This is a genomic window from candidate division KSB1 bacterium (assembly GCA_034506335.1).
Taxonomy (GTDB): domain Bacteria; phylum Zhuqueibacterota; class Zhuqueibacteria; order JANLFK01; family Oleimicrobiaceae; genus Oleimicrobium.
Genome location: JAPDPR010000002.1, coordinates 46,083 through 71,555, shown reverse-complemented (window position 1 = coordinate 71,555; position 25,473 = coordinate 46,083). Strand labels below are relative to the sequence as shown.

Annotated in this window: 15 protein-coding genes, 1 tRNA gene and 1 pseudogene; 9 read left to right on the top strand and 8 right to left on the bottom strand. The window is 60.9% G+C overall.

Annotation, left to right across the window (positions count from 1 at the left end; translation table 11 throughout):
• Positions 1-188: 188 nt before the first annotated feature.
• From ONB25_01445 to ONB25_01410, 8 genes are all read right to left on the bottom strand, one after another.
• Entirely contained in the window at positions 189-1,034 is an 846-nt protein-coding gene (locus tag ONB25_01445) for an ATP-binding cassette domain-containing protein (GenBank protein MDZ7391552.1), read from the bottom strand.
• A complete protein-coding gene (gene dgt / locus ONB25_01440; protein MDZ7391551.1) occupies positions 1,031-2,347 on the bottom strand; it encodes a dNTP triphosphohydrolase in 1,317 nt (438 codons plus the stop codon). The genes ONB25_01445 and dgt overlap by 4 nt, the downstream gene beginning before the upstream one ends.
• On the bottom strand, positions 2,344-10,602 hold the full coding sequence (locus ONB25_01435) for a CHAT domain-containing protein (GenBank protein ID MDZ7391550.1): 8,259 nt from the start codon (positions 10,600-10,602) through the stop codon (positions 2,344-2,346). Before ONB25_01435 ends, dgt begins: the two co-directional genes overlap by 4 nt.
• Before the next feature lie 9 nt (positions 10,603-10,611).
• Positions 10,612-11,193, bottom strand: a complete 582-nt coding sequence (locus ONB25_01430; protein MDZ7391549.1) for a YdbL family protein — start codon at positions 11,191-11,193, stop codon at positions 10,612-10,614.
• A gap of 29 nt (positions 11,194-11,222) precedes the next feature.
• Positions 11,223-14,516, bottom strand: a complete 3,294-nt coding sequence (locus ONB25_01425) for an AsmA family protein (GenBank protein ID MDZ7391548.1) — start codon at positions 14,514-14,516, stop codon at positions 11,223-11,225.
• Between the two features lie 23 nt (positions 14,517-14,539).
• Positions 14,540-15,958: a UDPGP type 1 family protein gene (locus ONB25_01420; protein MDZ7391547.1), complete on the bottom strand. Its 1,419-nt coding sequence runs from the start codon at positions 15,956-15,958 to the stop codon at positions 14,540-14,542.
• Positions 15,959-16,084: 126 nt separating this feature from the next.
• The gene (lon, locus tag ONB25_01415) at positions 16,085-18,463 is read right to left on the bottom strand and encodes an endopeptidase La (GenBank protein MDZ7391546.1); all 2,379 of its coding nucleotides are present in this window, start codon (positions 18,461-18,463) and stop codon (positions 16,085-16,087) included.
• A gap of 22 nt (positions 18,464-18,485) precedes the next feature.
• Positions 18,486-18,932, bottom strand: coding sequence for an Hsp20/alpha crystallin family protein (locus ONB25_01410; protein ID MDZ7391545.1), 447 nt, complete (start codon positions 18,930-18,932; stop codon positions 18,486-18,488).
• A 232-nt stretch (positions 18,933-19,164) separates the two neighbouring features.
• Between ONB25_01410 and ONB25_01405 the strand changes: the two genes are divergently transcribed.
• From ONB25_01405 to ONB25_01365, 9 genes and pseudogenes are all read left to right on the top strand, one after another.
• Positions 19,165-19,728, top strand: coding sequence for a manganese efflux pump MntP family protein (locus ONB25_01405; GenBank protein ID MDZ7391544.1), 564 nt, complete (start codon positions 19,165-19,167; stop codon positions 19,726-19,728).
• Positions 19,729-19,813: 85 nt separating this feature from the next.
• A complete protein-coding gene (locus tag ONB25_01400; protein MDZ7391543.1) occupies positions 19,814-21,502 on the top strand; it encodes a M2 family metallopeptidase in 1,689 nt (562 codons plus the stop codon).
• A gap of 110 nt (positions 21,503-21,612) precedes the next feature.
• Positions 21,613-21,909, top strand: coding sequence for a BMC domain-containing protein (locus ONB25_01395; GenBank protein ID MDZ7391542.1), 297 nt, complete (start codon positions 21,613-21,615; stop codon positions 21,907-21,909).
• A 28-nt stretch (positions 21,910-21,937) separates the two neighbouring features.
• A pseudogene (locus ONB25_01390) lies at positions 21,938-22,213 on the top strand (BMC domain-containing protein).
• 221 nt (positions 22,214-22,434) lie between these two features.
• Entirely contained in the window at positions 22,435-23,337 is a 903-nt protein-coding gene (gene ispE / locus ONB25_01385; protein ID MDZ7391541.1) for a 4-(cytidine 5'-diphospho)-2-C-methyl-D-erythritol kinase, read from the top strand.
• A 64-nt stretch (positions 23,338-23,401) separates the two neighbouring features.
• Positions 23,402-23,701 carry a SpoVG family protein gene (locus tag ONB25_01380; GenBank protein ID MDZ7391540.1) on the top strand — a complete coding sequence of 100 codons (300 nt, stop codon included), beginning with the start codon at positions 23,402-23,404 and terminating at the stop codon, positions 23,699-23,701.
• A 28-nt stretch (positions 23,702-23,729) separates the two neighbouring features.
• Positions 23,730-23,801, top strand: a tRNA-Gln gene (locus tag ONB25_01375).
• Positions 23,802-23,861: 60 nt separating this feature from the next.
• Positions 23,862-24,803 (top strand): ribose-phosphate pyrophosphokinase, encoded by a 942-nt coding sequence (locus tag ONB25_01370; protein MDZ7391539.1) that lies wholly within the window; start codon positions 23,862-23,864, stop codon positions 24,801-24,803.
• Positions 24,804-24,842: 39 nt separating this feature from the next.
• Complete coding sequence (locus tag ONB25_01365; GenBank protein MDZ7391538.1) at positions 24,843-25,469, top strand: 50S ribosomal protein L25; 627 nt, start codon at positions 24,843-24,845, stop codon at positions 25,467-25,469.
• Positions 25,470-25,473 lie beyond the last annotated feature (4 nt).

Genomic DNA, 25,473 nt, shown 5'->3' with positions numbered 1-25,473 from the left:
GCAATGCTTTGAAAAACAAGTCGGTTACCTGTCGCCCATGAGGAGCCGCGGCAGCGCCCCGTTGTTGCGACCTTTGTCATTTTCTTCACATCTTGAAGTGTGCGCCAAATCACAATTTCAAATCCGTAATTACCCGGCTTCAATGTTGCGTTTCTGAACAGCTCCTGGTCCATGTGGCGGGTAATCGGTCAGCCGCGCTGGTGGAGGTATTCCTCCACTTGCCTGAGCGACAGGAACATTTCGCCTTCCCTCGGCCGCACCGGAGGAGGGCTCTTTCTCAGCACGCGGACCAAGCGCGGCAACATTAGGCCGTGGCGCAGAAGGAGCTCCTCATGGTGGAGAAGCTCTTCCCTGGAGCCGTCAAATCGGATCTTCCCCTCGGCCAGCACGATCACCCGACGGGCCAGGGTGTAGACGAGGTCGATATTATGGGAGACCAGCACGATCGTCTTCCCCGCCTGATGGAAGTCGGCTAAGATTTGGGCTATGCGGCGCACACCGGCAGGGTCTAGGCCTGCGGTCGGCTCATCCAGGACAAGCATCTCTGGGTCCATGGCCAAAACGCCGGCCAATGCCACACGCCGTTTTTCACCCTCGCTGAGCCTGTGCGGGGAGCGCAGCGCCACTGATGCGGGGTTGAGACCCACGGTGCGCAAGGCACGTTCCACGCGTGCTCTGACTTCCTGTTCGGCCAGGCCGAGGTTCCGGGGGCCGAAGGCAACGTCAGCCTCGACGGTCTCCTCGAAGAGCTGGAATTCGGGGAATTGAAACACAAGGCCGATACGCCGGCGCAGGGCCGTCAGCTCAGGGCCGCGCGCCGGAAAAGGTCGGCCATCCACCAAGACCCGTCCACTGGTGGGGCGCAGGAGGCCGGTAAAGTGCTGGATGAGTGTGGTCTTGCCGGAGCCGCTGGGTCCGACGAGCGCCACAAACTCCTGGTCTCCTATCTCCAAACTCACATGGTCCAGCGCGAGCCGCCCCTCGGGCACTGTCTGCCGGTATCGGTAGCAGACCTGCTCGAACGTCACCCTCATGCTGACTCCCCAGGCGAACTGCGCTGTCCCGGTTGTCCTTCGGCCAAGCTGCGGACGATCTGCTCAACTCGCGTCCACTCTGTTTCGGCGTAGTTGTCGCTCATGCCGGCGATGTGGTCGCAAATGGCCCGCACCAGCTGCGGAAGCTCGCCTGGCGACGCGATCCGACCGAGCACGTATTCGGGCATCTGGGAGGGAAAACGCAGGTAGAACTTGAACAGCTCGCGGATGATGCGCACCGCCAGGTCGTCGGCACGGTAAATGGAGGCGTGATATATGATTTCATCGTCGATGAACTGGTCAAGCTCCCGGTGGAGGGGTTCCAGTTCGGCGCTAAAATGGACCACAATGTGGGCAAATGGTCCGCGCGGAGGGAACGGCCGCGCCAGACGCGCCAAGTTACTCGCAGTGGTGCGGAGGAGGTCCGAAATGAGCGCATTGATGAGCCCTTTGATCAGAAGATTTCGGTAGAGAAAGGGGTCTTCCTTCCAAAATGTTTCCAGGCCAAGTTCGCGTTCTAGCTGTCGCACGATGGTCACCCGCCGTACCTGGTCCAGGGCCACAAAGTTGGCACGGATGCCATCCTCAAGGTCGTGCGTGTGTTGAGCGATTTCGTCGCAGATGGCCACTACCTGCCCCTCCAGGGTAGTCGGGACCTCCTGCTCCAAGTGGAGCCCCTGCGGGTCAAAGTCAGGGTACGCGACACCTTCCTGAAGTCGAGTGTGCTTCAAAATCCCCTCCCGAACGGCCGCCGTGAGGTTAAGACCTGGTCGTGCGTATTTTCGCTCGATATGGTCCACCACCCGCAAACTCTGATAGTTGTGCTTGAAACCGCCGAAGGACTGGGCGGGCAGGAGGCCATCCAGGGTGTCCTTGCCCGACATGATCTTGCCTAGTACGACCTCCCCAATGTGGCCGAACGGCGTATGTCCCAGATCGTGGCCGAGAGCGATGGCCTCCACCAACTCCTCATTGAGGCCTAGAGCTTTTGCCACCGTCCGGGCAAGCTGCGAAACCTCTAGCGTGTGGGTGAGCCGCGTGCGGTAGTGGTCGCCCTCGTCGGTGAGAAAGACCTGCCGCTTGTGTTTTAGCCGACGGAATGCGCGCGAGTGGACCAGGCGGTCGCGGTCGCGCTGGAACGCGGTCCGGTACGCGTGCGGTTGCTCGGAGCGGCCCCTTGTGGTTTCGGCAAGAGCAGATCGGCAGGCGTACGGGGCCAACACCTGGTCTTCCAAAGCTTCCAGATAGGCGCGTGTGCGCAGAAAAGCGTGCCCCTGTTCGGACTGCTGCGTGTGGTTCTGGTCGTGTTTCATCGAAAATCGCCCGTGATCTGAAAGGCTGCCCAATAGGCTGGATGGGCATAGACTTCACGCATGACCAAGAGCTGAGCCCTTTGCAGGGCCTTGGCGCGCGTCTCTCCCTCTGCGAGGTATCGCATGAAGCGTTTGACCATGACAGCGGTCGCCAAGTCGTCAACCTTCCAGAGGCTGGCAAAGAGCGAAGTGGCCCCGGCGAACATGAGGCTGCGGGTCAGCCCTACGATTTCATCACCACCGGCGAGCGCGCTGAGCCCGGTTTCGCAGGCGCTCATGGCTACCAGGTAGCTGTCCATGCGCAAAGCAAAGATTTCATGCGCCTCCAGTCTCCCGTCGTTCTCCCCGTCTGGAGCCAACAGGAGACAGGAGAACATAGGATTGACCGCGTCGTACTCCCCATGGCAGCTGAAAAGGTAAAGGTCAAAGAGGTTCCCGGCCCGCTTGAGTGCTGTCTCGGTGGCCGCCGAGCCCAAGAGGGGGTGCACGTCCCGGAAGCTCCGGGAGACGCTTTCCACTTCCTTTATGGCCATGGGCAGTCGGCGCGTCTGGTCCGGCAGCGCTGGGTCACCAAGGGCGAGGACCCGAAACTGCCCTCGGGGCACAGATAGAAAATGCTTTCCACTCTGCATGCACATCCCAAGCACTGTGGCGCTGGGAGCGGTGGCGATGGCGAAGCGCTCGATTAGGTACTGGCCTTGCGGGTCCATCAGGCACGAGAAGGGCACATAGTGCAGCGGGCCGTGAGGGATGAAGACCAGTGTGCTCGCCCCCTCCAGCGACTGGGCAACTGGCGCCTGAAGCATCTGCCAGAGGCGAGTGCAATGTGGTCGCACTGCCATCAGCTGCGCCATGGCCTGGCGGAGCTCACCCACCTGCGCGGCCAATTCGTCGCGGCCCACTGGCACCACATACGTCCTAAGTGACCTTGACGTCAAAAGCCAGATGTAAAGCCGTTCCTTGGTGGCAAAGAACTCCACAATTGCCACGTCGACGGGCAAGAGCGCCTGGAGGCGGTCTACGGGCCAAGGTTCCACACTGACCATGTCGGCCAGGCGGGGGTCGGCCTCCTTCAGTTTGACAAGCTGGGCTTGAAACGCGCTGCGCATGGTGACGAGCTGGTCGGTCAGCTGCTGCAGGCGCTGCCTCTGATCGGCGGTGATAGTCTCTTGGTCCAGGCTCCGCAAGCGGGCCACCTCCTCCTGGGCGGCGCGGATTTGGGATTCCAGCGTCGAGAGGGCTTGATAGGCTTCAGAGCCTGCCCGGTCGCCCACGGGGATCTGCCGGTTGCTCAGCAAGTCCAAAAAGCCGCGCGCACGTGCGCGTTCGGCTACAGCAAATGCCTCCTCATCGCGCCCCATAGCCACGAGCAGGTCAATGAGGTCAGCGTACACCTCCTGTTTATCGTTGATAAATCCCGCCTGGTACTCGGCTACTCTAATGCGGGCGCGCATCTGTTCAATAACCTCCACCGCCTGCATCAGGTGGGCACGGCTTTGCTCGTACTGGCGTTCCTCGCGAGCCAGCAAACCGAGCTCATGCAACGCGCGCCACTCCACTTCCGGCACAAAGAGGTTGCGGGATAGCTCAACGGCTTGCTGCAAGAGGCGTGCGGCCTGCTCGCGATCGCGCTGCGCACGTCGTACGGCGCCCAAATGGTAGAGGCACTGCGCCTCATTGCGACGGTCACCAGTTGCGCGACTGAACTGAAGCGCCTTGAGCAGGTGTGCCTCGGCCTCGGCAAGGCGTCCCTTGTGCACAAGCACACTTCCCATGTTGCGCAAAGCATAGGAGACGCCTCTCTGCGAACCGATCGTACTGTCCAGATGCGCTGCAGCGGAGAACTCGGCAAGCGCCGCATCGTGCTGCCCAAGAACCACATGAACAAGACCTATGTTCATGCGAATGGTCGCCTGGTCCAGGAGATCCCCGCCACGCACGGCAAGCTGCAACGCGGCATGTTCGTCCCGGAGTGCCTGTGGGGCATTGCCCGTGCTCAGGTGGACTAATCCGCGCGTGGCTAATGCTAACCCCAGTAGGGTCTTGTCCCCTTGCTTTTCAAATGCCTGCAACGCCCGCTCGTTGTGCCGCAGTGCGCGGTAATAGTCGCCTGTTTTCCAGAAGAGGTTGGCAAGGTAGTGGTCCGAGAGGGCTACTTTCTCCGGCAGCGCGAGCTTTTCGGCCTCAGCTCGAGCCTGCTGCTGGGTTTCGAGAGCGCTCTGGTAGTCGGCAAGCATTTCGTAGGCCAGGCCAAGGTTGTGGAGGGCATCCACCAGCCCTGGCGTGGGGTGCTGTTGCAAAAGCGCCACTGCGGCGCGCAGGGTGCGGACCGCGAGCGCTCCATCTTCGAGGTGGCGGATAGCCACGCGTCCCATGTCGGTGAGGTTGGTGGCAACCCCCACCACGTCATGCACCTGTTCGGAGCGGGCGCGTGCCGTCTCGTACTGGTAGAGGGCCGCCTGGTAGTCGCCGGCTCGCTCGTGGAGGATGCCCAGCTCGCGATGGAGTTCAGCCAACAGTTCCGGCTGATGTTGTTCTGCCAGTGCAATGACCCCTGACAGTGTCTGAATCGCCGGGGAAAAGTCACCCACTTCGGCATACAGGGAGGCGAGGTTGCGCGCCCGCCGCATCTGCAGCGGTATATCGCCTCTGGCGTGTGCCTCCTCGAGCAACTGGCGCTGGTACTGAATGCTCTTGCGCAATAAGCCGCCGTTGGCCGCGGCACGCACAATCAGCAGCCGCAGCCGCTGCATGGTGAGCGTATCCTGCCGCGCAGCCGCCATGGCCATGGCTTCTTCATAGTAACGAACAGCTTCGGTCCAGTCCTTCTCCTGTTCTGCCTGCATGCCCATGCGCACCCTTCCTGCCAAGGCGCGCTCCGCATACGTGGCCGCCTCGACTCTGCTCATGCCGCCATACCCCAGCAGTTGGGCACGCACGCCGACGGTGTCTTGCTGCGACAGAGACACTAACGTCGCACGAAGGGCCTCCGCAGGGGGCATTTCCATCAAGGACCGATAGAAAGTCTGAAGGAAGCGCAGCCGTCCTGAGCTCTTCTCGTGATCCTGCAACACGAGCACCGCACCGGTTCCATTCAAGGCGAATAATCGATCCAACAAAGAACGGGGGAAATCGCAGGCAGTGGAATCTAACAGCTCTATGACGCACAAGATAGCGTTGGACCCAAGTTCCAGAAGGTCCACGAGACGTAGGGATGACCCATCCTTAGTGCCGGCAAAGCGGAGGGCGGAGTGCAGGGGGGCACTCTCCTGCCCTTGCCAAGTGGCGTGCAAATGGATGATGTTGCTCCCCAATACCGCATGTGCGAGCTGCTGCGCCGCGACAGATTGATCGGGGATCGGCTGCAGCAGTTCCACCTCATACCCAAGCTGCTGCAAGGGCTCGCGAAGTCCCGGATCGGTGAGCACCAACATCGGACCGCCAGCACTGCGACGGCCTCGGGCAAGCAGATAGCTGGCGAAACTCGAACATACGGTCACCGCGGGGGCATCTGCGCCCAGGCATTGAATGAGGGCGGCCTGCATCGGCAGCTGAAACAGCGGGCCGTCGGGCACGATAACCGCTCTCCGAGCGTGGCGCAGCCAGGGGATCGCCGGAAGGAAAAGGCTTGTTGCCTCCTCACCGGAACGCTCATCGGGCCGTGAGGCAAAAGGCCGAACGAGCGCTTCGACCTTCTCGCTGCCGAGATCCAAACGGAACATCGCTATGCGCTCTGGGGTGATGACCCACAACAGAGTGGAGTGTGGGCCCACCAAGTAGGAAAGCGCCACCTCAGCTGTGTCGAGTGCCTGTCGCACGCCGGACACAGGCGGGGTTTGAATAGTGACCAACGACTCCAGTTCGGGCGTCACGGCGCGCAGCTGGGATAGCGCCTGGGTGTATTCCCGGCGCAGGCTGTCTTGCCTCGCACGCAGCTGGACCAGCTCGGGGGCGTTACGATGCAGCACCGCCGCAAGTCGCCTCATCCGTAGCTCGGTAGAGGTGAGCTCTTCGCGGAAGGTGCGGACCCAGTTCAAAAGATTCGTGCGCGTGGGACTGCTCAGGCGGAGAGGCTCGCCCGAGACGGCGTCCAGAAACGCATGGCTTCGCCATTGCTCACTGGCCTGTAGCGCGCCAATGGTGTCCCCGACCGCGGCAAGGTGGAAAATGTACTGTTCGTAAAGCTGACGGTGGCGGGCCCGCTCCAGCGGGAGCACACCGCGAGAGATTGAAGCCTCGCTCATCGCCCGGAGCTCCGCCAGGGCTTCATCGAAATAGGCCTTGGGGGCGCTGAGCCTGAGCACACTGCGTGTACCTTCGTCGACCCGGTCTGCCAATTCAGCCAGGCGCTGATTGACTTGCCATGAGAGGTCGCTGTAGCCTTTGAGCAGGCAAACGCGACGGGCCTGCAGCAGCGCCCGCGCCGCCTGGTCCCATTCGCCCAACAGGAACCACGAACGGGCAAGGTTCATTCTGCTGACCACTTCTTCGCGGGGCAAACGGCGCTCCACACTGAGACGCAAGGCCTCTTCAAAATATGTCCGAGCGTACTCGGCGCGCTGAAAGAGCTCTGCGGTATGACGCACCGTTTCCTCGAGGCTGCCTGCATGAAGCCTTTGGCTGTCGTGCTCCAACGTCAGGGTGCCCAGGAGGTTGAGAAGCTGCGCGCGGCGCTGGACCAAGAAGCGGGATGCCCCCTCCGCGTGGCTCAAAGCTCCGTCGACTCGAGTGGCGGCCGCGTCCTGCAGTAAAGGGTCGCCCGTCAAGAGTGCCAGCTGCGCCAAATTGATCGCGTTCACCACGATGCCGGCAACGATGTTCTCCCTCTCGCACAGGCGATAACTCAGCTCGAAATGCCGCCACGCCGTAGCCACGTCTCCACGCAGCAAGTGGAGATAGCCCAGGTTGTTGAGCACCGCGCCCTCAGCGCGTCGGTCTTTTCGCCTTCGGTAGAGGGCCAATTTCTGCTCGTTGTAGCGGATCGCGTCCTCGTAGCGCTTCTCCTCAACCAGGATGTTTGCCAGGATCGTATACACCAAGGCGCGCTCTTCCTCGGTGGTAAAGCCGAATGCTGCGCTGCCGCCCAAAGCCCCCATCTTACTGAGGTCAATGAAAGGAATCGGCACATACCAGCCCAGCAGGCCCACCTGAATGCGCGACGAAGATCCCTTCAGCTCCTTAAGCTTGCCGCTTTCCAAGAGCTCACGTGCGCGCGTCGCGTGCGCCAATGCATCGGCAGGCTCGCCCAGCAACCAGTAGTTGTAGGCAAGGTTGCGATGGAGACGCTGTACCTCCTCCAGGTTCCTCTGCTGCATTTCCATGGTCAGCGCCTGCTCAAAGTACTCGGCTGCCGACAAATAGTCCTCAGCCAGTTGATACAGGACGGCGAGCCTCTTGATGTTGAGGATGACCATGTCGTCCTTGCCCAAGTCGCGGTACAGGGCAATGGCGCGCTGGAGATAGCTCGGGCCTCGGTCAAAGTCCTCCACCACTAGTGCGCAGTGGCCCATGCGCTCCATGATCACAGCTTCGTCGCGCCGGCTCGCGAAGGTGGAATCGTAACGCAAAGCCAGATGGTAGTATTCGTACGCCTTCTGAAAGCCGAACTCGGCCAGGTGGTAGTAGTTGTTGGCGAGGTTGCGGCACAGACGTGCCTCCAGTTTTGGGTCCTGCGTCTCATCATTGAGGCTGAGGGCGACAGCGAGCGCATCAATGGCCCGTTCGTAGTTGCGCACAGGGCCTTGCTCGCCCGCCATGGTGATCGTCCGCAGCACCGAAAGGATAGGTGCAGTCACGGCCTCCAATAGCCGACGGGGGATGCTCTGCGGTCGGCTGCGCTGGATGCGGTCATAAGTCTCCAGCATCTCATAGTTATAGCTCTTGGTCAGATAGGCGTAGACCATTCGGTAGTCGCGTTCCAACGCCTTGTCCAGGATGGTGTTGGAGCGTGCAAGGAGAGCCGGGTCGATCCTGCCGGGTCTTCCTTGCAGTTCCGCCTCTTCGGTGGCCTTGAAGGAGAGGCAGAGGCCCAGGGCATAGAGGCGCACGGGGTCATCGGGCCTGTGCGCCACCATGGCCTCATACTCGCGCGTGGTCTGGTGGATGGCGCGCGCGTAGTACTGGGCCTGGATGTAGCCACGATGGGCCGCGATGTCTGCCGGTTCCAGGGCGAGGGCTTGGCGGTAGCGCGCCGCCGCCAGAGGGAAATACCCCGCCTGGAAGAGCTGGTCTGCGGATTGGACAAGGGCCCGGAAGCGCTCGCGACGAGCCATGGCGGCCCAGCGACCATTTGCTAAGGTGTCGAATTCGGCTTCTGTTTGTTCGAGCAGGGATACCGCCTTTCGCCAGTCACCGCCTTTGCGATAGGCCTCGGCCAAAAGAAGGCGGGCGCGGGCCACCACCGCCGGTTCCTCAGGGTTCTGCTCGGCTATGGGCTCGAGCTCCATGCGAGCAGCTTCGAACTGGCCAGTTGAGAGCAGCACTTCTGCACCACGGAGCTGGGCCATGGCTGCCACCCGCGGGGAGCGCGCGCGGTAGGTGCCAGCCACGTGCCGACAGCGGCGCACAAGGGCATTGGGATCGCCGCCCAGGGCTTCTTCGCCCAAAAGGCGCCCCATCGCCGTCCTCACGTGCTCCTCCTGGTTCGGGAAGTGCTCTACCACCAAGGCGTAGGCGCGTTCGGCCTCTTCCGGGGTGCCCAGAGCCGCAAGGCAGTCACCCACGCGCAGCTGACTCTCGGCTGCTACCCTCTGCTCCAATCCCTGTTTAGCAAGGAGTTGGCCATACGTGCTCAGGGCCTCCAGGGGGTGTCCGGTGGCCAGCTGCAAGGCGCCCAAGCGCAAGGCAATCTGCGCGGTTACTCCGGGCAGATCGCGGTGAGCAGCCAGAATTTCTTGTAGCCTCTTCACAGCGCTGAGCGAGTCCGTTTGCCCGGTGGCTAAGGCCAGGTCGACATGCTCGGCAGCAGCTAAAGCAAAGGCGTCCCGCTGTTGCGAAAGCCCCCTTTCTACCTCCTGGAGCGCGCGTTCGGCTAAACCCCGGTGGCCAAGAGCCCGACAAGTTCGCGCCATTTCCACAAGCGCCAGCGCCACCCACTTTTGCTCTGTAGGGAAAAAGTCCCGCACCCGGCGCAGCGCCAGCAGGCGCTCGTACATGGCCTCGCGCGATGCGGAGGTGGGGTCACCATACCCCAGAGGGGCCAAGGGAAAGTGCTGACGCGCGTAGTCCAGCTGCTCAGAGGCGGAAGCCATTCTCGGAATGAGCCCTTGCGGTGGGATGGCCCAAATGTCCAAGTTGCCCCCTCGATCGGAAGTGAAACACACCAACTCACCTGCCTGCCAGCAGGGCGCAAAGTCAAAGTGCGCTCCGCTGGTCAGCCACATCTGCACGTCCACCGGCGCTGAGGGCAGTTGCCCTGCTGAGGTTGGCAGACTGACCGGCGCCCGAACAATCACGGGGTGATCATCAGGGGTGATGCGGCCGTCACCGTTGGTGTCGTAAGGGAAGCGGCAGAAGACTAGCTCCTGTCCTGTTGGTGACCAGGCGGGCTGGCAGTCCAGGGTGCTGCCGTCCGTGATGCGCACCTCCCGGGGCAGGTCGGAGTGAGCCTCCGGGTTGGCAGGCGTAAGGGCGATAGCGCTTCGTACTGCAGCGGTGTCCCAACTGGTGTATGCCACCCACACGCCGTCCGGCGACCAGCTCGGCTCAAGACCGCCCTTGGTGGTTATTCTCTGCACCGCTTTACTCTTCAGGGTGAGGACCCAAATCTCCCTTCTACCGCTACGGTCCGAACAAAAAGCCACCTCTGCGCCATCGGGGGAAAAACACGGCGCGCTGTCCTCGCCCAGGTAATCGGTGAGTCTGACCGGAGCGCCGCTCGGCAGGACTGCCTGGCTGGTGCGGCGCACCTTGACCAGCCATATGTCACCTGCGGCATCGGAGCGCTTCGACACGAAGGCCAGAAGATTGCCGTTAGGACTCCACGTTGGGGAGTAGTCGTCGGCCTCATGGGTGGTGATTCGGTATGCCCTGCCCCCGTGCACTGGTCGCACCCAGATGTCCTGGTTGCCGCTGCGGCGCGAGGTGAAGGCAATCCACTTGCCGTCCGGAGAGAGCGCCGGTTGAAGGTCATCTGCCAGATGGGTAGTCACCTGGTGAGGGAGCAGTGCCCCCGTAGTCGTGAGCGTTTCGGCGTAAAGGGCCCACGCCGCGGCGAGCAGGAACGTAAATGCAATGTGACGGCAGCACCAGCGCATGAGCGTCGTTTACTTTTTCGTGCCCGGCCCGGACTCCTTGCCCTTGCGGCGCCAAGTGCCGTCCTCGTCCTGGACCCACGTACCTGGAGCGGACTCTTCTATGTTCATCTTGGCGAATACGGCGTAGACGGCGGAGGCTCCAGCACGGCTGGCGTTGGGGTTGAGCTCAAGCACGCGATCGTAGATGATCTTGCGGTCGCGGTTTTCCTCGTTCATGATGCGGAGGACAAGGCTCCGATACTCGGCATCCTCCTCCAGTCGCGGCAAAGGACGGAGCTCCAGAAAACCCTGGTTGTTCTCGCCAAGAGCTCCCTCGCGTTTGAACTCGTCGATGTCGTCCTTGTTGAACTTGCGGTTCTGCACTGCCTCCAACACTTCCTTCTTCTCCGTGGCCATCTGCGCCTTCTGGCCACTGTCGGCTGCGCGCGTGGAGGCAATCATCCAGCTTTCGTCCGCTACCTGCTGGTAGGTGCCGATGACCTGGTTTTCCAGCGCAGTCTTCTCCCCGGTCACCTGGACCTCGGGCGCCCGCACACTACAGCCGGCCACAAGGCAGGTGACCAGTAGTATCGATGCTGCGTACTTTCTCATGAGCCCGCCTCCTTGTATGTTGTCCGGGGTCAATATGCTGGTAAAGTCTCCTGCTTGAGCATCTGCAGGAAAAACGCCAGTGGGATGCGCGCCAGTTCCACGCGTCCTCCCCCAATGCGTACGGGAAAGTACCACGGCTGCGATAGGCGGATCGAAGGGTAAAGGTGCCCGTGACGCAGGTCAAAGTTGATAAGCCGCGGCTTGAAGCCGTGGTTAATGAAAAACCGCGCGCTGCGGATGCCGGCGTCAACCCCCTGTGGGTCCAGAGCGCGGAGCAAATTGTCGGCCACCCGGGGTCCGATCTCGGTGATGCGGAAGGAACCTTCCACCTCGATCCCCTTGGCAACGTCCAGACCTCTGCCCGCAAAGAAGAAATTGGCATTAATGATCCCCTTTTCCGGAGGCTGACCGCTTCGAGCGGCGAGCAGGGCCGAATTCACGCCGGAGAGGTGTCCTGCAATGCGATAGGTGGCATCCGCAAGGTCGACCGTCGGCAGTTCCGCGGCAACGCTTCCCCCGAAATTGCCATCGTATGCATCAATCAGAAGACTTGGCACCAGCACTTTTCCTCCGCCGATAAACGTGCTCATGCGCAGGTTGCTTGCACCATACCCGGCGAAGGACAATCGCTCCACGGTTAGCCACCCCTGCTCAGGAAGGGTCTGAGTGAAGTGGGGGACAAAAAGTTCCGGGTAGCGGCCGGCTGGTCCGGCAAAGGCGAAGCGCTCCTCGGAGGCGCTCAAGACTTGCATCGTCGACAAGTCGAATGCGTGCGCGAACGGAATGTCAGCTCGGATGCCTCGCAAGGACACACCACCCGGCAAAACGACTGCCGCAGCCGGAATGACCAGACTCCCGTTGATGTTCACTACAGACCCATTCATGCGCAGGGCGGCAGGGGCATGGACCTCGCCTACAAACTTGATAGTGTCCATGAAACGCACGGTGTCCGTGGCCTGCACGTGCAGGTCTGCTTCCAAAAACGCGCGCGGGCCATCAGTATGCAGCTCCATTGTGCCGGTCAGGTCGGCACGGGCCGCAACAATGGGCACCGCGACATGACCTTGCGCAAGAACTAATCGTCTGAGCTCCGGAAGGAGCAGCTCAAAGTGCGCGCTGGTACCGGTCACAGGAGCGGCGCCCAGCGCCGCGAATACGAGCGTGTCAACCTGCAGATCCACCTGTGTCCTGCCGAGGTCCGGCGTCAGGTCAAAGTCCGCGCCCACGCGGACGCCCGAGACTTCGACGCCGAACGTGGGGAATTCGCCCGCGAGCATAATCGAAAGTTGGCCTCGAGCATCAAACCTAGGCTGGCCGGGCCCAAGCCGCGCAAAACCGTGGGAGCGCAAATGGGTCTCACCACTGAGCCATAGCTCACCCAACTCGTCCTGCAAATCCTGGGGCAGAAGTCGGGGCAATGCATGGTGGCTAATCGCGAGGTCCTGCAGAATCACGCTGGCCTGTTGCTTGCGTGTCTCAAACTCTCCAACCAGACGCACAGAGGCAAAGTCCGGCAACTCCACCAGCAGGGAATCCAGGGCAAATGTCGACCACGGAGTGATCCGCGCCTTCCCTGCTGCTACCAGCTCCAAGGGGGGTAACGGTTGCATACCACCGTTGAGCTTTGCAGCGAGGGACTCCAGCACCACCCGTGTATGCAACGCGATATCTTTCAGTGTGCGGAGTTCGGCGGCAAAGGAGGCGGTCGCCTGTCCCTCCAGTTGACCCGTCGAGAGTTGGGCCAGGGGGAGAGCCGTGACCTCCACCTGCACCGTCCCCTGCCAGTCGGCGCTGGTCCGACCCGCGGAGATGTGGACCTTGCTGGCGAGCGACCCGCCCAACGCGCTATCTGCCTGCAGATCCGCGTTCACGCGCAGCAGCTGTGCGTCCCTCGGCACCCGCGTTTCCAACGCGAGCCTCGTCCCCTTTAGCGCGATTGGCAGCCCTGGGCTTCGGTAAACCGCACGACGGCACCAGAGATTGCAGATCGCGGCTGCCTCCCGTAGTCCGGCGCTGTCGAGCCGGCCTGTGCCTTCGACAGAGAACGTGAGGCTATCCGCTTCCGCCACGGTGGGAAGGCTAAAGGTGAGACCGCCCAGGTGGACTCGCCCCACTGCTTCAAGTGAGTGGCGGGCAGAGGCCGAGGGGAGTTTTCCTCGTAGTCCCGTACCGGCAAGAGACAGTCTTCCCGAGAGTTGCGACGGCAACCGTGAGGAAAGATCGGTGTTGGCAAAGAGAGGGCGCAGCGTTTCAATGAGGCGCCCCAGCGAAATCTCGCCCTCTTCTACGGCTACTTCAATCGCCGGCCGTCCTCCGAGGTCGTGCAGTGCGCCGCTCAATGCGAGCAACTGCTGCCTGGCCAGGCTCAAGCTCAGTCGTTGGAGGGCGTAGTTGCCGCCGAGCACGTCGCCCCTCGCCTGCGCGCGGAGCTCCACGGAGGGGAGCTGGCGTTCCATAAGGCCTGCGAGCAGCGAGCCCTCCTCGGCGGGAATACTAAGCCTTGCCCGGTGCACGCCTATGTCCAGCGTAGCTTCGACGTCGGCAAGCGTGTGTGCTTCCGCGGTCAGCTCGAAATCAAGTGCACCGCTCGCCGCAATCGGCGTGGAAGTGCGGCCACTTTGGCGAAAGAAGACAGGGGCCCTTGTGCATTTCAGTTGCGCGCGCCCTTCGGCAGCGCCCCAAGGGTCCCCCTCGCGACGCGGTACGCGCAGGCCTGCGGCCGCAAAGCTCAGCCCCTCCAGGCCAAACGCCATCTCGGAGCTGTCCCCCCTTATTGTCACGGTACACGCCGCTTGGCGAATCTCCACCCGGCGTAGGTCCAACGCAACGGGTAGGGCCGAGGCCGTGCGAGCCACCGAGTCGGCACGCTGGTACTCGGGTTCAGCCCGCCGGACCGAACCGGCTGGCTTCTGGCGGACTGCGAACACAAGGTCCAGGCGTGGCTCATGAAGGCTGATCTCATCTATCTCAACGCGACGCCTGAAGAGTGGTAGCAGCCGATAGTGCAGTCTGACGCGTTCCACCTTGGCTGCGCGAGCCGGGAACGCGAACGTATCGGCCCCAACGGGTGTCTGAATCTCTACCTGATGCAACGTGATGCCGGAAAAGGGATTGACGCGCACCTCAGCAACTGCGATCTTGCGTCCGAGCTGTGATTCTAAGGTGGCAATGACAGCCTGCTTTACCCTCTCTGAGGGGAGAAGGGCCTGGAGCAGGGCAAACCCGGCTGCCAACAGCAGCAAGTACAAAGCGAGCGTGCCGCCGACAAGCAAGAACCAGCGTCGTCGTCGGGGAAGAGACGTGTGTGCGCGTGACGTGGTCATTTTCACGAATGCTGCCGCACCGGTCAGGCCTCCAAGAGCAGCGGGCCCTCGGACACACGAGGAAGAGGAAAAGAGGCAGCCAGATCTCCTGCCTCCAGGGCCCGCAATGGGCTTATCTCCACCGGTTGGACTGGGTCACCGTCCTTAGTTCGCCTGATGTTGCATCCCGCTGCTTCTAACCACCGGGCCCACAAGCGCATCATGTCCCGCTTGGCAGTGGCAGGTGAATCAAGGCCATTGTCGTTCTTGACCGCACTAAATTCCTCCTCCCTTGCCACCTCCATGAACACCACACGCTCTGCTTGGGGCAACACGTCAAAGATGAATTGCTCAAACTTGTACCCGTTTTCTTTGGAGGGGTATACCCGTTTCCCCTCCTCGTTGAGGTAAGGTATCTTTTTCTCTGCCACGTGGTACGGGAGGCGGAACCCTGAGCTCTGGAGGCGCTGCAAGAAGTCCAAATTGAACACATGGATGGCGATGCTCCCTGCCCAATAGCGCAGGCTGCCATCTTCTTGCGTTGCCGTCAGCTCGGCAAGAGGGAAATCGCTGTACTCGATCACTGCGGCGCGGCCATCAACCTTTCCAGCTATGCCCATCTTCTCCAGGCCGTCGCGGCGGCGGAGGACCTTAGCGGAAACCTCTGCTTGTTCCACCAGATGGTAGCCCAGGAAGACTGGGTCGCAGATCTTGATAAGCACATTGTCCACCTGGAAGTAGAAAAGGAGTCTAAGGCCTCGCTCCTGCATATCGCGCAGGCAGTCGTTGGTATGAAGGGCGCGCAAGAGACCGCCATGGCCGTCAGGGCTGACGAAGATGCGGTGGGGGGCTTCCAGGAAGAACTTGCCCTGGGCGTCCATGGCAGGGAGCATCTGTTGGGGAAAGAAGCGCACGTCTTGGGCAGGCAGCCCAAAGTGATGGTGCCGCTCGAAGAACTCGACGGTGGCGGCGTGGGTGCTCTCGCTGGTCATGATGTACCAGGGCAAGCGTTGCTGGTAGCGCCTGCTGAGAGCCAGGATTTTCTCCGCGTGGAACTGGAATATGCTTTTGCCGGAGATGGGGCCGATGGGCAACGTGCCCTTGGGGTGAGGGTAGCCAAGGCGCGTGGCCTGTCCTCCGGCAACCAGAATTATGCCCACCTGTCCTGCCCGCAGCGCCTCCTCGCCGCGCACACGAGCTTCCTGCGCGCGGGTCAGCTGTTCCGGTGTCCGTGGGAGAGGGATGACGTCGGGCGGGTCCAGAGTGCCGGAAAAGTGTCGGGCCCGTGGGTTCAGTATGTACCGCCGCCAAAGCTCTTCCATCAGGTCGAGGTCGATGCTGGCCGCCTGGGCAAGGAGTTGTTCCTGCCTCTGTGGGTCAAGCGTGTCCCAGAACCTAAACACGTGTCCCTGCCCCGCCTGAAGAAAACGCCCTTTCAACTCCTCATAGTTGACGCGCACCACGAAATGTTGCCTCCGTCCTTTCCTGCCAGGACAAATACGGAAAATGAGCCACTATTGCAAACGGTGCTAAGCAAAAAGGGCTGTGCGGAAACAGCCCTGTTGCACGCACTGCGGCTTTGGGCTTGCTCAGCCGCGCGAGCGCAGGCGCCCGTTCTTCCGCAGGGCCAATTCCAACACCTGGTCCATGGTGTCCACGAAATAGAAGGTGATTTCCTTGCGCAGTTCCTCAGGGATTTCTGCCAGGTCTTTTTCGTTTTTGCGGGGGAGAATGACATGACGGATGCCTGCACGCCGGGCGGCAAGCACCTTTTCTTTGATCCCTCCCACGGGCAGCACTTTGCCGCGCAAGGTAATCTCACCCGTCATAGCGATATCGCTGCGGATGGGCCGATCGGTCAATAGCGACACCAACGAGGTGGCGATGGTCACTCCTGCCGACGGGCCATCCTTGGGAATTGCCCCTTCCGGCACGTGCACATGGATGTCGTATTTCTCAAAAACATCCTCCTGGATGCCCAGCTGGGCCGCTCTGGAGCGCACGTAGGAGAGCGCGGCTTGGGCTGATTCGCGCATCACTTCGCCCAGTTGTCCGGTCAGGGTCAGCTTGTTGCTGCCGCGCATCTTCGTAGCCTCGACAAAGAGGATGTCGCCGCCCACGGGGGTCCAGGCAAGCCCAGTAGCTACCCCAGGTTCGCTGGTGCGCTCTTTGACTTCCGAAAAGTATTTGGCCGGGCCAAGGTAGTCCTGCAGCTTGTCGGGCGTGACGATGTGCTTCGTGTCGCCGTGGGCCGCCACATCTTTGGCTACCTTGCGACAGATGGACGCAATTTCCCGCTCCAGGTTGCGCACGCCTGCCTCGCGCGTGTACTCCTGGATGATCTTGCGCACCGCCGCACGGGTGAAGGTGATGTGCTTGGGCTTGAGGCCGTTCTCCTCGATCTGCCGGGGGATGAGATACTTGAAGGCGATCTGCAGCTTCTCCTCGGCGATGTAACCTGGCAGCTCCAGAACCTCCATGCGGTCGCGCAGCGCAGGGGGAATCGTGTCAAGCACGTTGGCCGTGGTGATGAACATCACTTTGGAAAGGTCAAATGGGACCTCCAGGTAGTGGTCGGAGAAGGAAAAGTTTTGCTCTGGGTCCAATACCTCCAACAGGGCAGAGGAGGGATCGCCCCGAAAGTCTGCCCCGATCTTGTCCACTTCGTCGAGCATAAAGACCGGATTGTTTGCGCGCGCATTCTTCAGGCCCTGGATGATCCGTCCTGGCAGGGCGCCGATGTAGGTGCGACGGTGACCGCGAATCTCCGCCTCGTCCCGCACCCCGCCCAAGGACATGCGCACGAATTTGCGGCCCAGCGCCCGGGCGATTGAGCGGCCCAAAGAGGTCTTGCCCACCCCTGGGGGGCCAACGAAGCAGAGGATCGGCCCCTTGGAATCGGGCTTGAGCTTGCGCACCGCCAAGTACTCCAGGATGCGCTCTTTGACCTTTTCCAAATCGTAGTGGTCCTCGTCCAATACCCTGCGCGCCGCCTCGATGTCCAGGTTGTCTTCGGTGGAAATAGACCAGGGAAGTGAGACCAGCCAATCAATATAGGTGCGCGAGACGGTATACTCGGCCGCACCGGGTTGCATCTTTGCCAGGCGGTCCAGTTCGCGCATGGCCTCCTTGTAGGCCTGCTCGGGCATCTTGGCCTCTTCAATGGCCTTGCGCAGTTCGTTTATCTCGGCTGAGCGCTCGTCGCCGATGCCCAGCTCCTGCTGGATGGCCTTGAGCTGCTCCCGCAGGAAGTACTCCCGCTGGTTCTTGCCCAGCTCGCTCTGCACCTGGCTTTGGATCTTGGAGCCCAGTTCCAGAACTTCCAGCTCCCGGGTGAGAAAGACGGTCAGCCGCTCTAAGCGCTTCTCCACATCCGCGTGTTCCAAAATCTCCTGCTTTTCCTGCAGGTTAAGGTTGATGTTGGAGGCCACCAGGTCCGCCAGCCGCCCGGGGTCTTGGAGATTCATTGCCACCACCTGCAGCTCATCAGGCAGGTGGGGAACCAGGCTGACGATCTTTTGGAACTGAATCTGCACGTTGCGCATGAGCGCTTCGATCTTGGTGCTCGGTCGGTAGGATTCGCGCACCACCTTGATGCGCGCCCGATAGTAGGGCTCAGAGGAGGTGTACTCTAACACCTTCACCCGCTCAATGCCCTGGACCAGGACCCGCAAGCTCCCGTCGGGGAACTTGAGCATCTTCAGCACAATGGCTGCGGTGCCGACCGTGTAGATGTCCTCGGGGCGCGGCTCCTCCAGCTCCGGCTTGCGCTGTGCCACGAGCGCCAACAGCCGGTTGCCACTCAGCACATCGTCGATGAGTTGGACCGACGGCCTCCTGGCCACGATGAGTGGCGTGGCCACAAAGGGAAAAACCACAGTGTCGCGCAGCGGCAGAACCGGCAACTCATCTGGTATTTCGATCTTGGCCGGCGATTCAGGAATGACGTTGTTGTCCTGTTCCGTCATGGAAATGTCATGCTCCGGTTAGTCAATCTTCGATTTGCACCTCACGTGCCTGGTGCAGGCTCCCCTCATTCTTGTCGATGGTGATCTCCAAAAAGCCCTCGCGGTAGCGCGCCTCGATGGCTCCGGGAACCACGCGCTCCGGCAGAACGAGAACCTTCTCGAAGGGCCCGTAGCTGATCTCGGCCTGATGGAAGTACACCCTTTGCGCCTGGTGCCCGGTGTGCCGATACCCGCGTATGGTGAGCGTGTTTTCCCGCAAGGTGATCTCCATGTGGTCGCGCTGTACCCCGGCGAGCTCCAGGCGGATCACAAGTGCCTGCTCGGTCTCGAAAATGTCGGTGTTGGGACTCCACCCCAGGTCACTGACCCAGTAGCTCACGTTCTTGGTCAAGATTACCCCCCGTCTGACGCCTGGCTCGTCGCCCCCTTCGGCAAATTGCGCACCGGCGAGCCTTATCCCGGTCGGCATACTTGATTCCTCCAGTGATAACCGCAAATCGAACCACTGATAATATATGCAACTTGGGCATGATTTTCAACCACAAACTTCGCCCCGGGCAGAGGCCTGGACCATTCTCTGGTTGCAATTGCTTGGGCGAATTCGTATATTTGCCCGGTTCAAAATCTCGAACTCGGGAAGGAAAACGACACGGTGAGGTGCGTCCTGTGGCCTTTGAGCTGGGCACGCACTGTGAGTGGACATGGAACTTGTGACGGTAGCGATCATTGCCCTTGGCCTTGCCATGGACGCGACCGCCGTAGCTGCGGGAATAGGCGCTACTCTCGACCCATGGCGGGCACGCACGATTCTGCGCCTTGCGTTTCATTTTGGGCTCTTCCAGTTCTTCATGCCATTGGTCGGGTGGGGGATCGGCGAAGTGGTCAGCAGTTGGGTCGGGCGTTACGACCATTGGATGGCCTTTGCGCTCCTTGCGGGCGTAGCTGGGCACATGCTCTACCAGAGCCGGCGTCCTGCAGAGCTCCCGAAAAACGACCCTACGCGAGGGCTTTCGCTGGTTTTACTGTCACTGGCAACCAGTATCGATGCGCTGGCAGTAGGTCTGTCCCTGGCGGTATTGAGGATGCCGGTGTTATATGCTAGCGGGATCATCGGAGTAGTGGCTTTTGCGCTCAGCGGCATAGGAGGTGTGGTTGGACACACGACGCGCAAGTTCTTTGGCCGGAGCGCACAGGTAGCGGGCGCCCTGATTCTTTTGGCAGTGGCCATCCGCATCGTGGTCTCCCACCTGGGGCGAGGAATATGAGGGGGAGGGACCATCGCGCAGTCTACTCATGGCCGCGATGTGGACGGCAGAAGTGGGTAAGGTCTGGCACCGTGGAGGTAATTCTATGCGGAAAGAAAAGGGAGTCCTCTTTATGATGGCCGGAGCCATGATCGGGTTGGCGGCTGGATGTGGCCGCCCTACACTGGACGGAGAAGCACGCGCGTTCATCGAGGCACACGTGCAGGCGGTACAGCCGCTGGAAAAGGCCATGAACTTGGCGTACTGGCAGGCCAACGTGACCGGTGACCAGGCCTCGTACCAGCTGTACGCGGAATATCAGCTTGCTCTTCGGCGAGTGCTGTCGGACACCGCAGCCTTTGCCAAGGTGAAGGCGTTGAAAGAGTCGAAGCAGGTGCGTGATCCGCGCTTAGCGCGCCAGGTGACGTTGCTCTATAACCAATACCTCGCCAACCAGATCCCTCCCGACTTGCTCGAAGAGATCACTCGCCTCAGCACCAGAGTGGAAGAGACCTTTAACACCTTTCAGCCGGTAATGGACGGTAAACCTGTCAGCACCAACGACATTGCTGATATCCTGCGCCTCTCCACCGATAGCGAGCAGCGTCGTCGGGCGTGGGAGGCAGGCAAAGAGGTGGGTGGCAAGGTCGCGCCTGACCTCCTTCGTCTTGTCAAGCTGCGCAACGAGGCGGCACGGCGCCTTGGTTTCCCCAACTACTACTCCATGGCGGTGGAGCTGGCGGAACTAGACGAGGAAGGGTTGGTGACCATTTTCCAAGAGCTGGCCGAGTTGACCGACGAGCCTTTTCGCCGCCTCAAGGCCAAGGTGGACTCTATCTTGGCCGCCCAGTACGGCCTCAGCCCGGAGCAGCTACGGCCATGGCATTACCACGACCCGTTTTTCCAAGAGGCACCGCGGATTTACGAGTTCGACATTGACGGCTACTATCGGGAACAAGACGTGGTGCGGCTGGCACGCACCTTCTTTGCCGGGTTAGGGCTAGAGGTGGATTCAGTGCTGGCACGGAGCGACCTCTATGAGAGGGCTGGGAAGAATCCACATGCATTCTGTACCGACATCGATCGTGAGGGCGACGTGCGCGTCCTGGCCAACGTGCGCAATGACGCCCGTTGGATGGATACCATGCTCCACGAGCTTGGGCACGCTGTCTACGACGTCTACATTGACCGCCGGCTGCCCTACGTGCTGCGGGAACCGGCCCAGGCCTTCACCACTGAGGGCATCGCAGAGTTTTTTGGCCGTTTGGCGTTCAATCCGTTGTGGGTTCAGGGGATGTTGGGCCTTAGCGACCAGCAGCGCGAGGCAATCCAGGACGCCATGAACGAGAGTACTCGGCTGAAACAATTGGTCTTCTGCCGCTGGTGCCAGGTGATGGTCAACTTCGAGCGGGAACTGTATCGCGATCCGGATCAAGACCTCAACCGTTTATGGTGGGATTTGGTCGAGAGGTACCAGTTGGTTCACCGGCCTGAGCGGAGGGATGCGCCAGACTGGGCCGCCAAAATCCACTTCTCCTCATCCCCTGTTTATTACCACAACTACATGCTGGGTGAACTCATGGCCTCTCAATTGCATCACAGCCTGGTGAGCAAAGTCCTTAAGCGCCCAGCGGGCAGCGAGGTTGGATACGTGGGAGAGCGGAGAGTGGGGGTTTTCTTGAAGAAGCACATCTTCGCGCCGGGGACTCTGTACCACTGGAATGACCTCATCACCAGGGCCACTGGGCAGCCGCTCACGGCAGCGTATTTTGCCGAGCAGTTCGCCAAACCGTAGCTTCACTACCGAGGGAGTGGGAGGAAAAATGGGTTGACAATTAGGCAAAGATTTCTTAACTTAGCCTGCGACACGGTGGAACGTTGATGATGCAACAAGCGGAGGAGTCTATGACGCTCGATGCCCTGGGATTGATCGAGACCAAGGGCCTGGTGGGTGCCATCGAAGCGGCAGATGCGATGGTGAAGGCGGCTAAGGTGCAGCTCATCGGCAAAGAGAAGGTGGGCGGCGGTTATGTGACGGTGATGGTCCGCGGCGACGTGGGGGCGGTGAAGGCGGCAGTGGATGCCGGTGCGGCAGCAGCGGAAAAGGTGGGGGAGCTGGTTTCCGTCCATGTCATTCCGCGGCCACATGCAGACGTGGAGATGATTTTGCCCAAGCGCCCCAACGTGGAGGTCACTGAGTAATCGACCACCGCGAGCGTCGGTGACGGTCATGGATGAACGAGCCTTAGGCTTGGTCGAAACTAGGGGTCTTGTGGGGGCCATCGAGGCGGCAGACGCGATGGTGAAAGCCGCGCGTGTGCGCCTGGTGGGTAAGGAGCTGAGCACCGGTGGCCTGGTGGTGGTAAAGGTGGTGGGCGAAGTGGCAGCAGTGCGCGCGGCCGTAGCGGCCGGGCAGGCGGCTGCTGCGCGGGTAGGAGAGCTGGTTGCCACGCACGTGATCCCGCGGCCGCATCCAGATACAGAACTGATCGTCTATGAAAGCCAGGGGCCACCTCCTGCGGCAGACAGTACCTGGACCAAAGAGCGGCTTGAGGAGCTGCCCGTGCACAAGCTCAGGCAGCTGGCGCGCGAAACTCCAGGGGTCACTATTCACGGTAGGGCAGTCTCAAGGGCAGACAGGGAAACATTGCTCGCCGAGCTGCGGCGAGCCCTGGGCGTGTGAGACAAGGCTTCACGGTCCCGTGAGGCCTTTTTCAATTGTGCACCATGCGAGTAGTCAGGCTGCGTTCCTACGCCAAAATAAACCTCGGCTTGCGCATTTTGGGAAAACGGGCGGACGGCTACCATGACATCTGGACCATCTTCCAGCAGGTGTCGTTGGCCGATGAACTGGTGCTGGAGACGCAGCCGCATCAGTTGGAGGTGCTGTGCGACCACCCCTCGGTGGCAAAAGGTGAAGAGAACCTTTGTTGGCGAGCGGCTGCGGCACTCAAGCAAGCCACCGGGTGCCACCACGGCGTCCGCATCAACGTGCGGAAGCGCATTCCTGTAGGCGCAGGACTGGGCGGTGGCAGCAGCAATGCCGCGGTCGTGCTGGCCGCACTTAACGTGCTTTGGGGCACAGGGCTGAAACAAGCCGAACTAATGGACCTGGCAGCGACGCTTGGCTCGGACGTGCCATTCTTCCTCCTGGGGGGCACAGCAGTAGGGGAAGGGCGAGGCGAGCGCTTGACTCCGGTGGCGCTGTCTGATGACTACTGGTGCGTGGTGGCAATGCCAAATGTCGAAATATCTACAAGATGGGCTTACAGCGCGGCCAAATTTGACTTGACAAAGAGCCAGAAATGTAGTACATTTTCAAGCCTTGCAGAGGAGCTCTCTGACCGCGCGCGGTGGCCGAGCATCTTGGGCAACGACTTTGAGCAAGTCGTTTTTGACGCTTATCCTTCCATCGCCACGCTCAAAGCAGAGCTGACGCAGGAGGGGAGTTTCTATTGTAGCTTATCAGGCAGCGGCGGTGCTGTGTTTGGGCTCTTTGCGCGCCGAGATCGGGCCCTGCAGGCCCGACTGAGGGTGGCCAAGTCGGCCCTCGCATTCGTTGTACGACCAATCAGATGGGGTTGCGAGGGTATTACGAAGGCCATAGCCGAACAGCTGAGCACCGCGTAGAATCCACTTCCGTGGGAGGGTGGCATTCGGTCGCGGCCGCGAACGAGGCACCCAGGAGCTACACATGGAAATCACCGAGGTCTCAATTACCCTCCGCGAGGAGGAGAGGCTGAAAGCGTTCGTCAACGTCACGTTTGACAACGTGTTCGTCGTGCGGGGTATGAAAGTGATTCACGGCAATACGGGCTATTTTGTGAGCATGCCCAGCCGCAAGGCTGAAGACGGCACCTACCGCGACATTGCCCACCCCGTCACGCCCGAGTTTCGGGAGTACCTCGAGAAGACGGTTCTGGCTGTGTATCGCAAGAAGTTGATGGAAGAGAAAGGTTTGACCGAAGACCAGCTTCCGCCGGAGCTGCGTTGACGGTGGACTAGGTGGAACGGAGTCTTACTGGGGCGTCGTCAAGCGGTAAGACACAGGACTTTGGTTCCTGCATTCGGAGGTTCGAATCCTCCCGCCCCAGCTAATGGTGCAACGGCACAGGATAGGTCACAAGGCGTTGGAGAAAAGGAAGCTCGCCGGTATGCCCGAGAAGTTGAAAGTGTTCTATGGTTCAGCAAATGTGCCGCTGGCGGAGAAGATTTGTCGGTGCCTTCGTGTCAAGCCCGGGGCAATCACCCGCAAACGTTTCAGCGACGGCGAAATTTGGGTCAAGTACGAGGAGAACATTCGCGGCGCCGACTGCTTTCTGATTCAGCCCACCAACGCGCCTGCCGAGAATCTCATGGAGTTGTTAGTGATGATCGACGCGGCGCGACGCGCTTCGGCTAAGCGCATTACGGCGGTCATCCCCTACTTTGGCTACGCACGACAGGACCGCAAGGACCAACCGCGGGTGGCCATTACGGCCAAGCTCGTGGCGAATCTCTTGACCACTGCCGGGGCTGACCGCGTCTTGACCATGGACCTGCATGCGCCGCAGCTCCAGGGCTTCTTCGACATCCCTGTAGATCACCTCTACTCCGCCATGGTGGCCTGCAAGTACGTGCAGAACCTACGCATTCCGGACCTGGTGATTGTGTCGCCGGATGTGGGTGGCATCCAAATTGCGCGCGCGTATGCCCGTCGCCTCCACGCGCCCTTGGCAGTTGTAGACAAGCGCCGCCCGCGGCCGAATGTGGCGGAAGTCCACACTATTATCGGCGATGTGGCAGGAAAGAACGTGATGCTCGTAGATGACATTGTGGACACCGGCAACACACTGTGCGAGTCTGCGAGATTTCTCAAGAACCGGGGAGCCAAGGAGGTCTACGCGCTCTGCACCCACGCGGTTTTATCGGGGTCCGCTATCGATAACATCCGGGCGTCCGACCTGACGTTCTTGGTGGTGACCGATACTATCGCATTGCCGCCGGAAAAGCGCATTGATAAGCTGCGGGTAATTTCCGTGGCCGATGTGTTCGCCGAGGGGATCGAGCGCATCCATAAGGGGGATTCTATCAGCAAGTTGTTTAGTGTCAATTGATGGATTGAGGAATGGTACTTTACGTATGGAGCCTCGACGATGGTTACATTGATTTGTGAGAAGCGCGACAAGACTGGAAAACAGGCAGCCAAGCAGCTCCGCCGACGGGGGATGGTCCCCGGTATTTACTACATCGGTGGTGAGAACTCGGTACCGATAGCCGTGGAAGAGAAGGCACTGCGTGCGGTACTCCAGAGTGATGCCAACATTGTGGACGCACAAGTCGACGGTAAGGGGGTCAAGTGCGTGATTCGCGAGGTGCAGTTTGATCCGCTGCGTGACGTGCCGGTGCATGTGGACCTCCTGGGAGTGAGGATGGACCAGAAGGTCAGTATCATGGTGCCGGTGCGCCTGGTTGGTGTGCCGCAAGGGGTGAAGGTAGGCGGTGGCATTCTGCAGCAGGTATTGCGCGAGATCGAGGTTGAGGCACTTCCTGATGAGCTCCCGGAACATATCGACGTTGATGTGTCCAATTTATCCGTAGGCGAATCCATCCACGTGCGGGATATTGTCCTTGAGCGTGCGCATATCCTGACCGACCCGGCCTTGTCGGTGGCGTCGGTTACTGCCCCGACGGTGGCCCGCGAGGTGGCTGAGGCGCCCGCAGCCGAAGCCCTGGCAGCCGAGGAGGAGGCAGAAGCGGGAGGCGAAAAGGAGGAGCAATAGCCCT

What these genes read in the sequence shown, in the direction of transcription:
- ONB25_01365 (MDZ7391538.1), top strand. Translation starts at nt 24,843, where the DNA reads ATGGTTACATTGATTTGTGAGAAGCGCGACAAGACTGGAAAACAGGCA.
- ONB25_01445 (MDZ7391552.1), bottom strand. Translation starts at nt 1,034, where the DNA reads ATGAGGGTGACGTTCGAGCAGGTCTGCTACCGATACCGGCAGACAGTG.
- ONB25_01405 (MDZ7391544.1), top strand. Translation starts at nt 19,165, where the DNA reads ATGGAACTTGTGACGGTAGCGATCATTGCCCTTGGCCTTGCCATGGAC.
- dgt (MDZ7391551.1), bottom strand. Translation starts at nt 2,347, where the DNA reads ATGAAACACGACCAGAACCACACGCAGCAGTCCGAACAGGGGCACGCT.
- ONB25_01430 (MDZ7391549.1), bottom strand. Translation starts at nt 11,193, where the DNA reads ATGAGAAAGTACGCAGCATCGATACTACTGGTCACCTGCCTTGTGGCC.
- ONB25_01435 (MDZ7391550.1), bottom strand. Translation starts at nt 10,602, where the DNA reads ATGCGCTGGTGCTGCCGTCACATTGCATTTACGTTCCTGCTCGCCGCG.
- ONB25_01380 (MDZ7391540.1), top strand. Translation starts at nt 23,402, where the DNA reads ATGGAAATCACCGAGGTCTCAATTACCCTCCGCGAGGAGGAGAGGCTG.
- ONB25_01425 (MDZ7391548.1), bottom strand. Translation starts at nt 14,516, where the DNA reads ATGACCACGTCACGCGCACACACGTCTCTTCCCCGACGACGACGCTGG.
- ONB25_01410 (MDZ7391545.1), bottom strand. Translation starts at nt 18,932, where the DNA reads ATGCCGACCGGGATAAGGCTCGCCGGTGCGCAATTTGCCGAAGGGGGC.
- ONB25_01370 (MDZ7391539.1), top strand. Translation starts at nt 23,862, where the DNA reads ATGCCCGAGAAGTTGAAAGTGTTCTATGGTTCAGCAAATGTGCCGCTG.
- ispE (MDZ7391541.1), top strand. Translation starts at nt 22,435, where the DNA reads ATGCGAGTAGTCAGGCTGCGTTCCTACGCCAAAATAAACCTCGGCTTG.
- ONB25_01400 (MDZ7391543.1), top strand. Translation starts at nt 19,814, where the DNA reads ATGCGGAAAGAAAAGGGAGTCCTCTTTATGATGGCCGGAGCCATGATC.
- ONB25_01395 (MDZ7391542.1), top strand. Translation starts at nt 21,613, where the DNA reads ATGACGCTCGATGCCCTGGGATTGATCGAGACCAAGGGCCTGGTGGGT.
- lon (MDZ7391546.1), bottom strand. Translation starts at nt 18,463, where the DNA reads ATGACGGAACAGGACAACAACGTCATTCCTGAATCGCCGGCCAAGATC.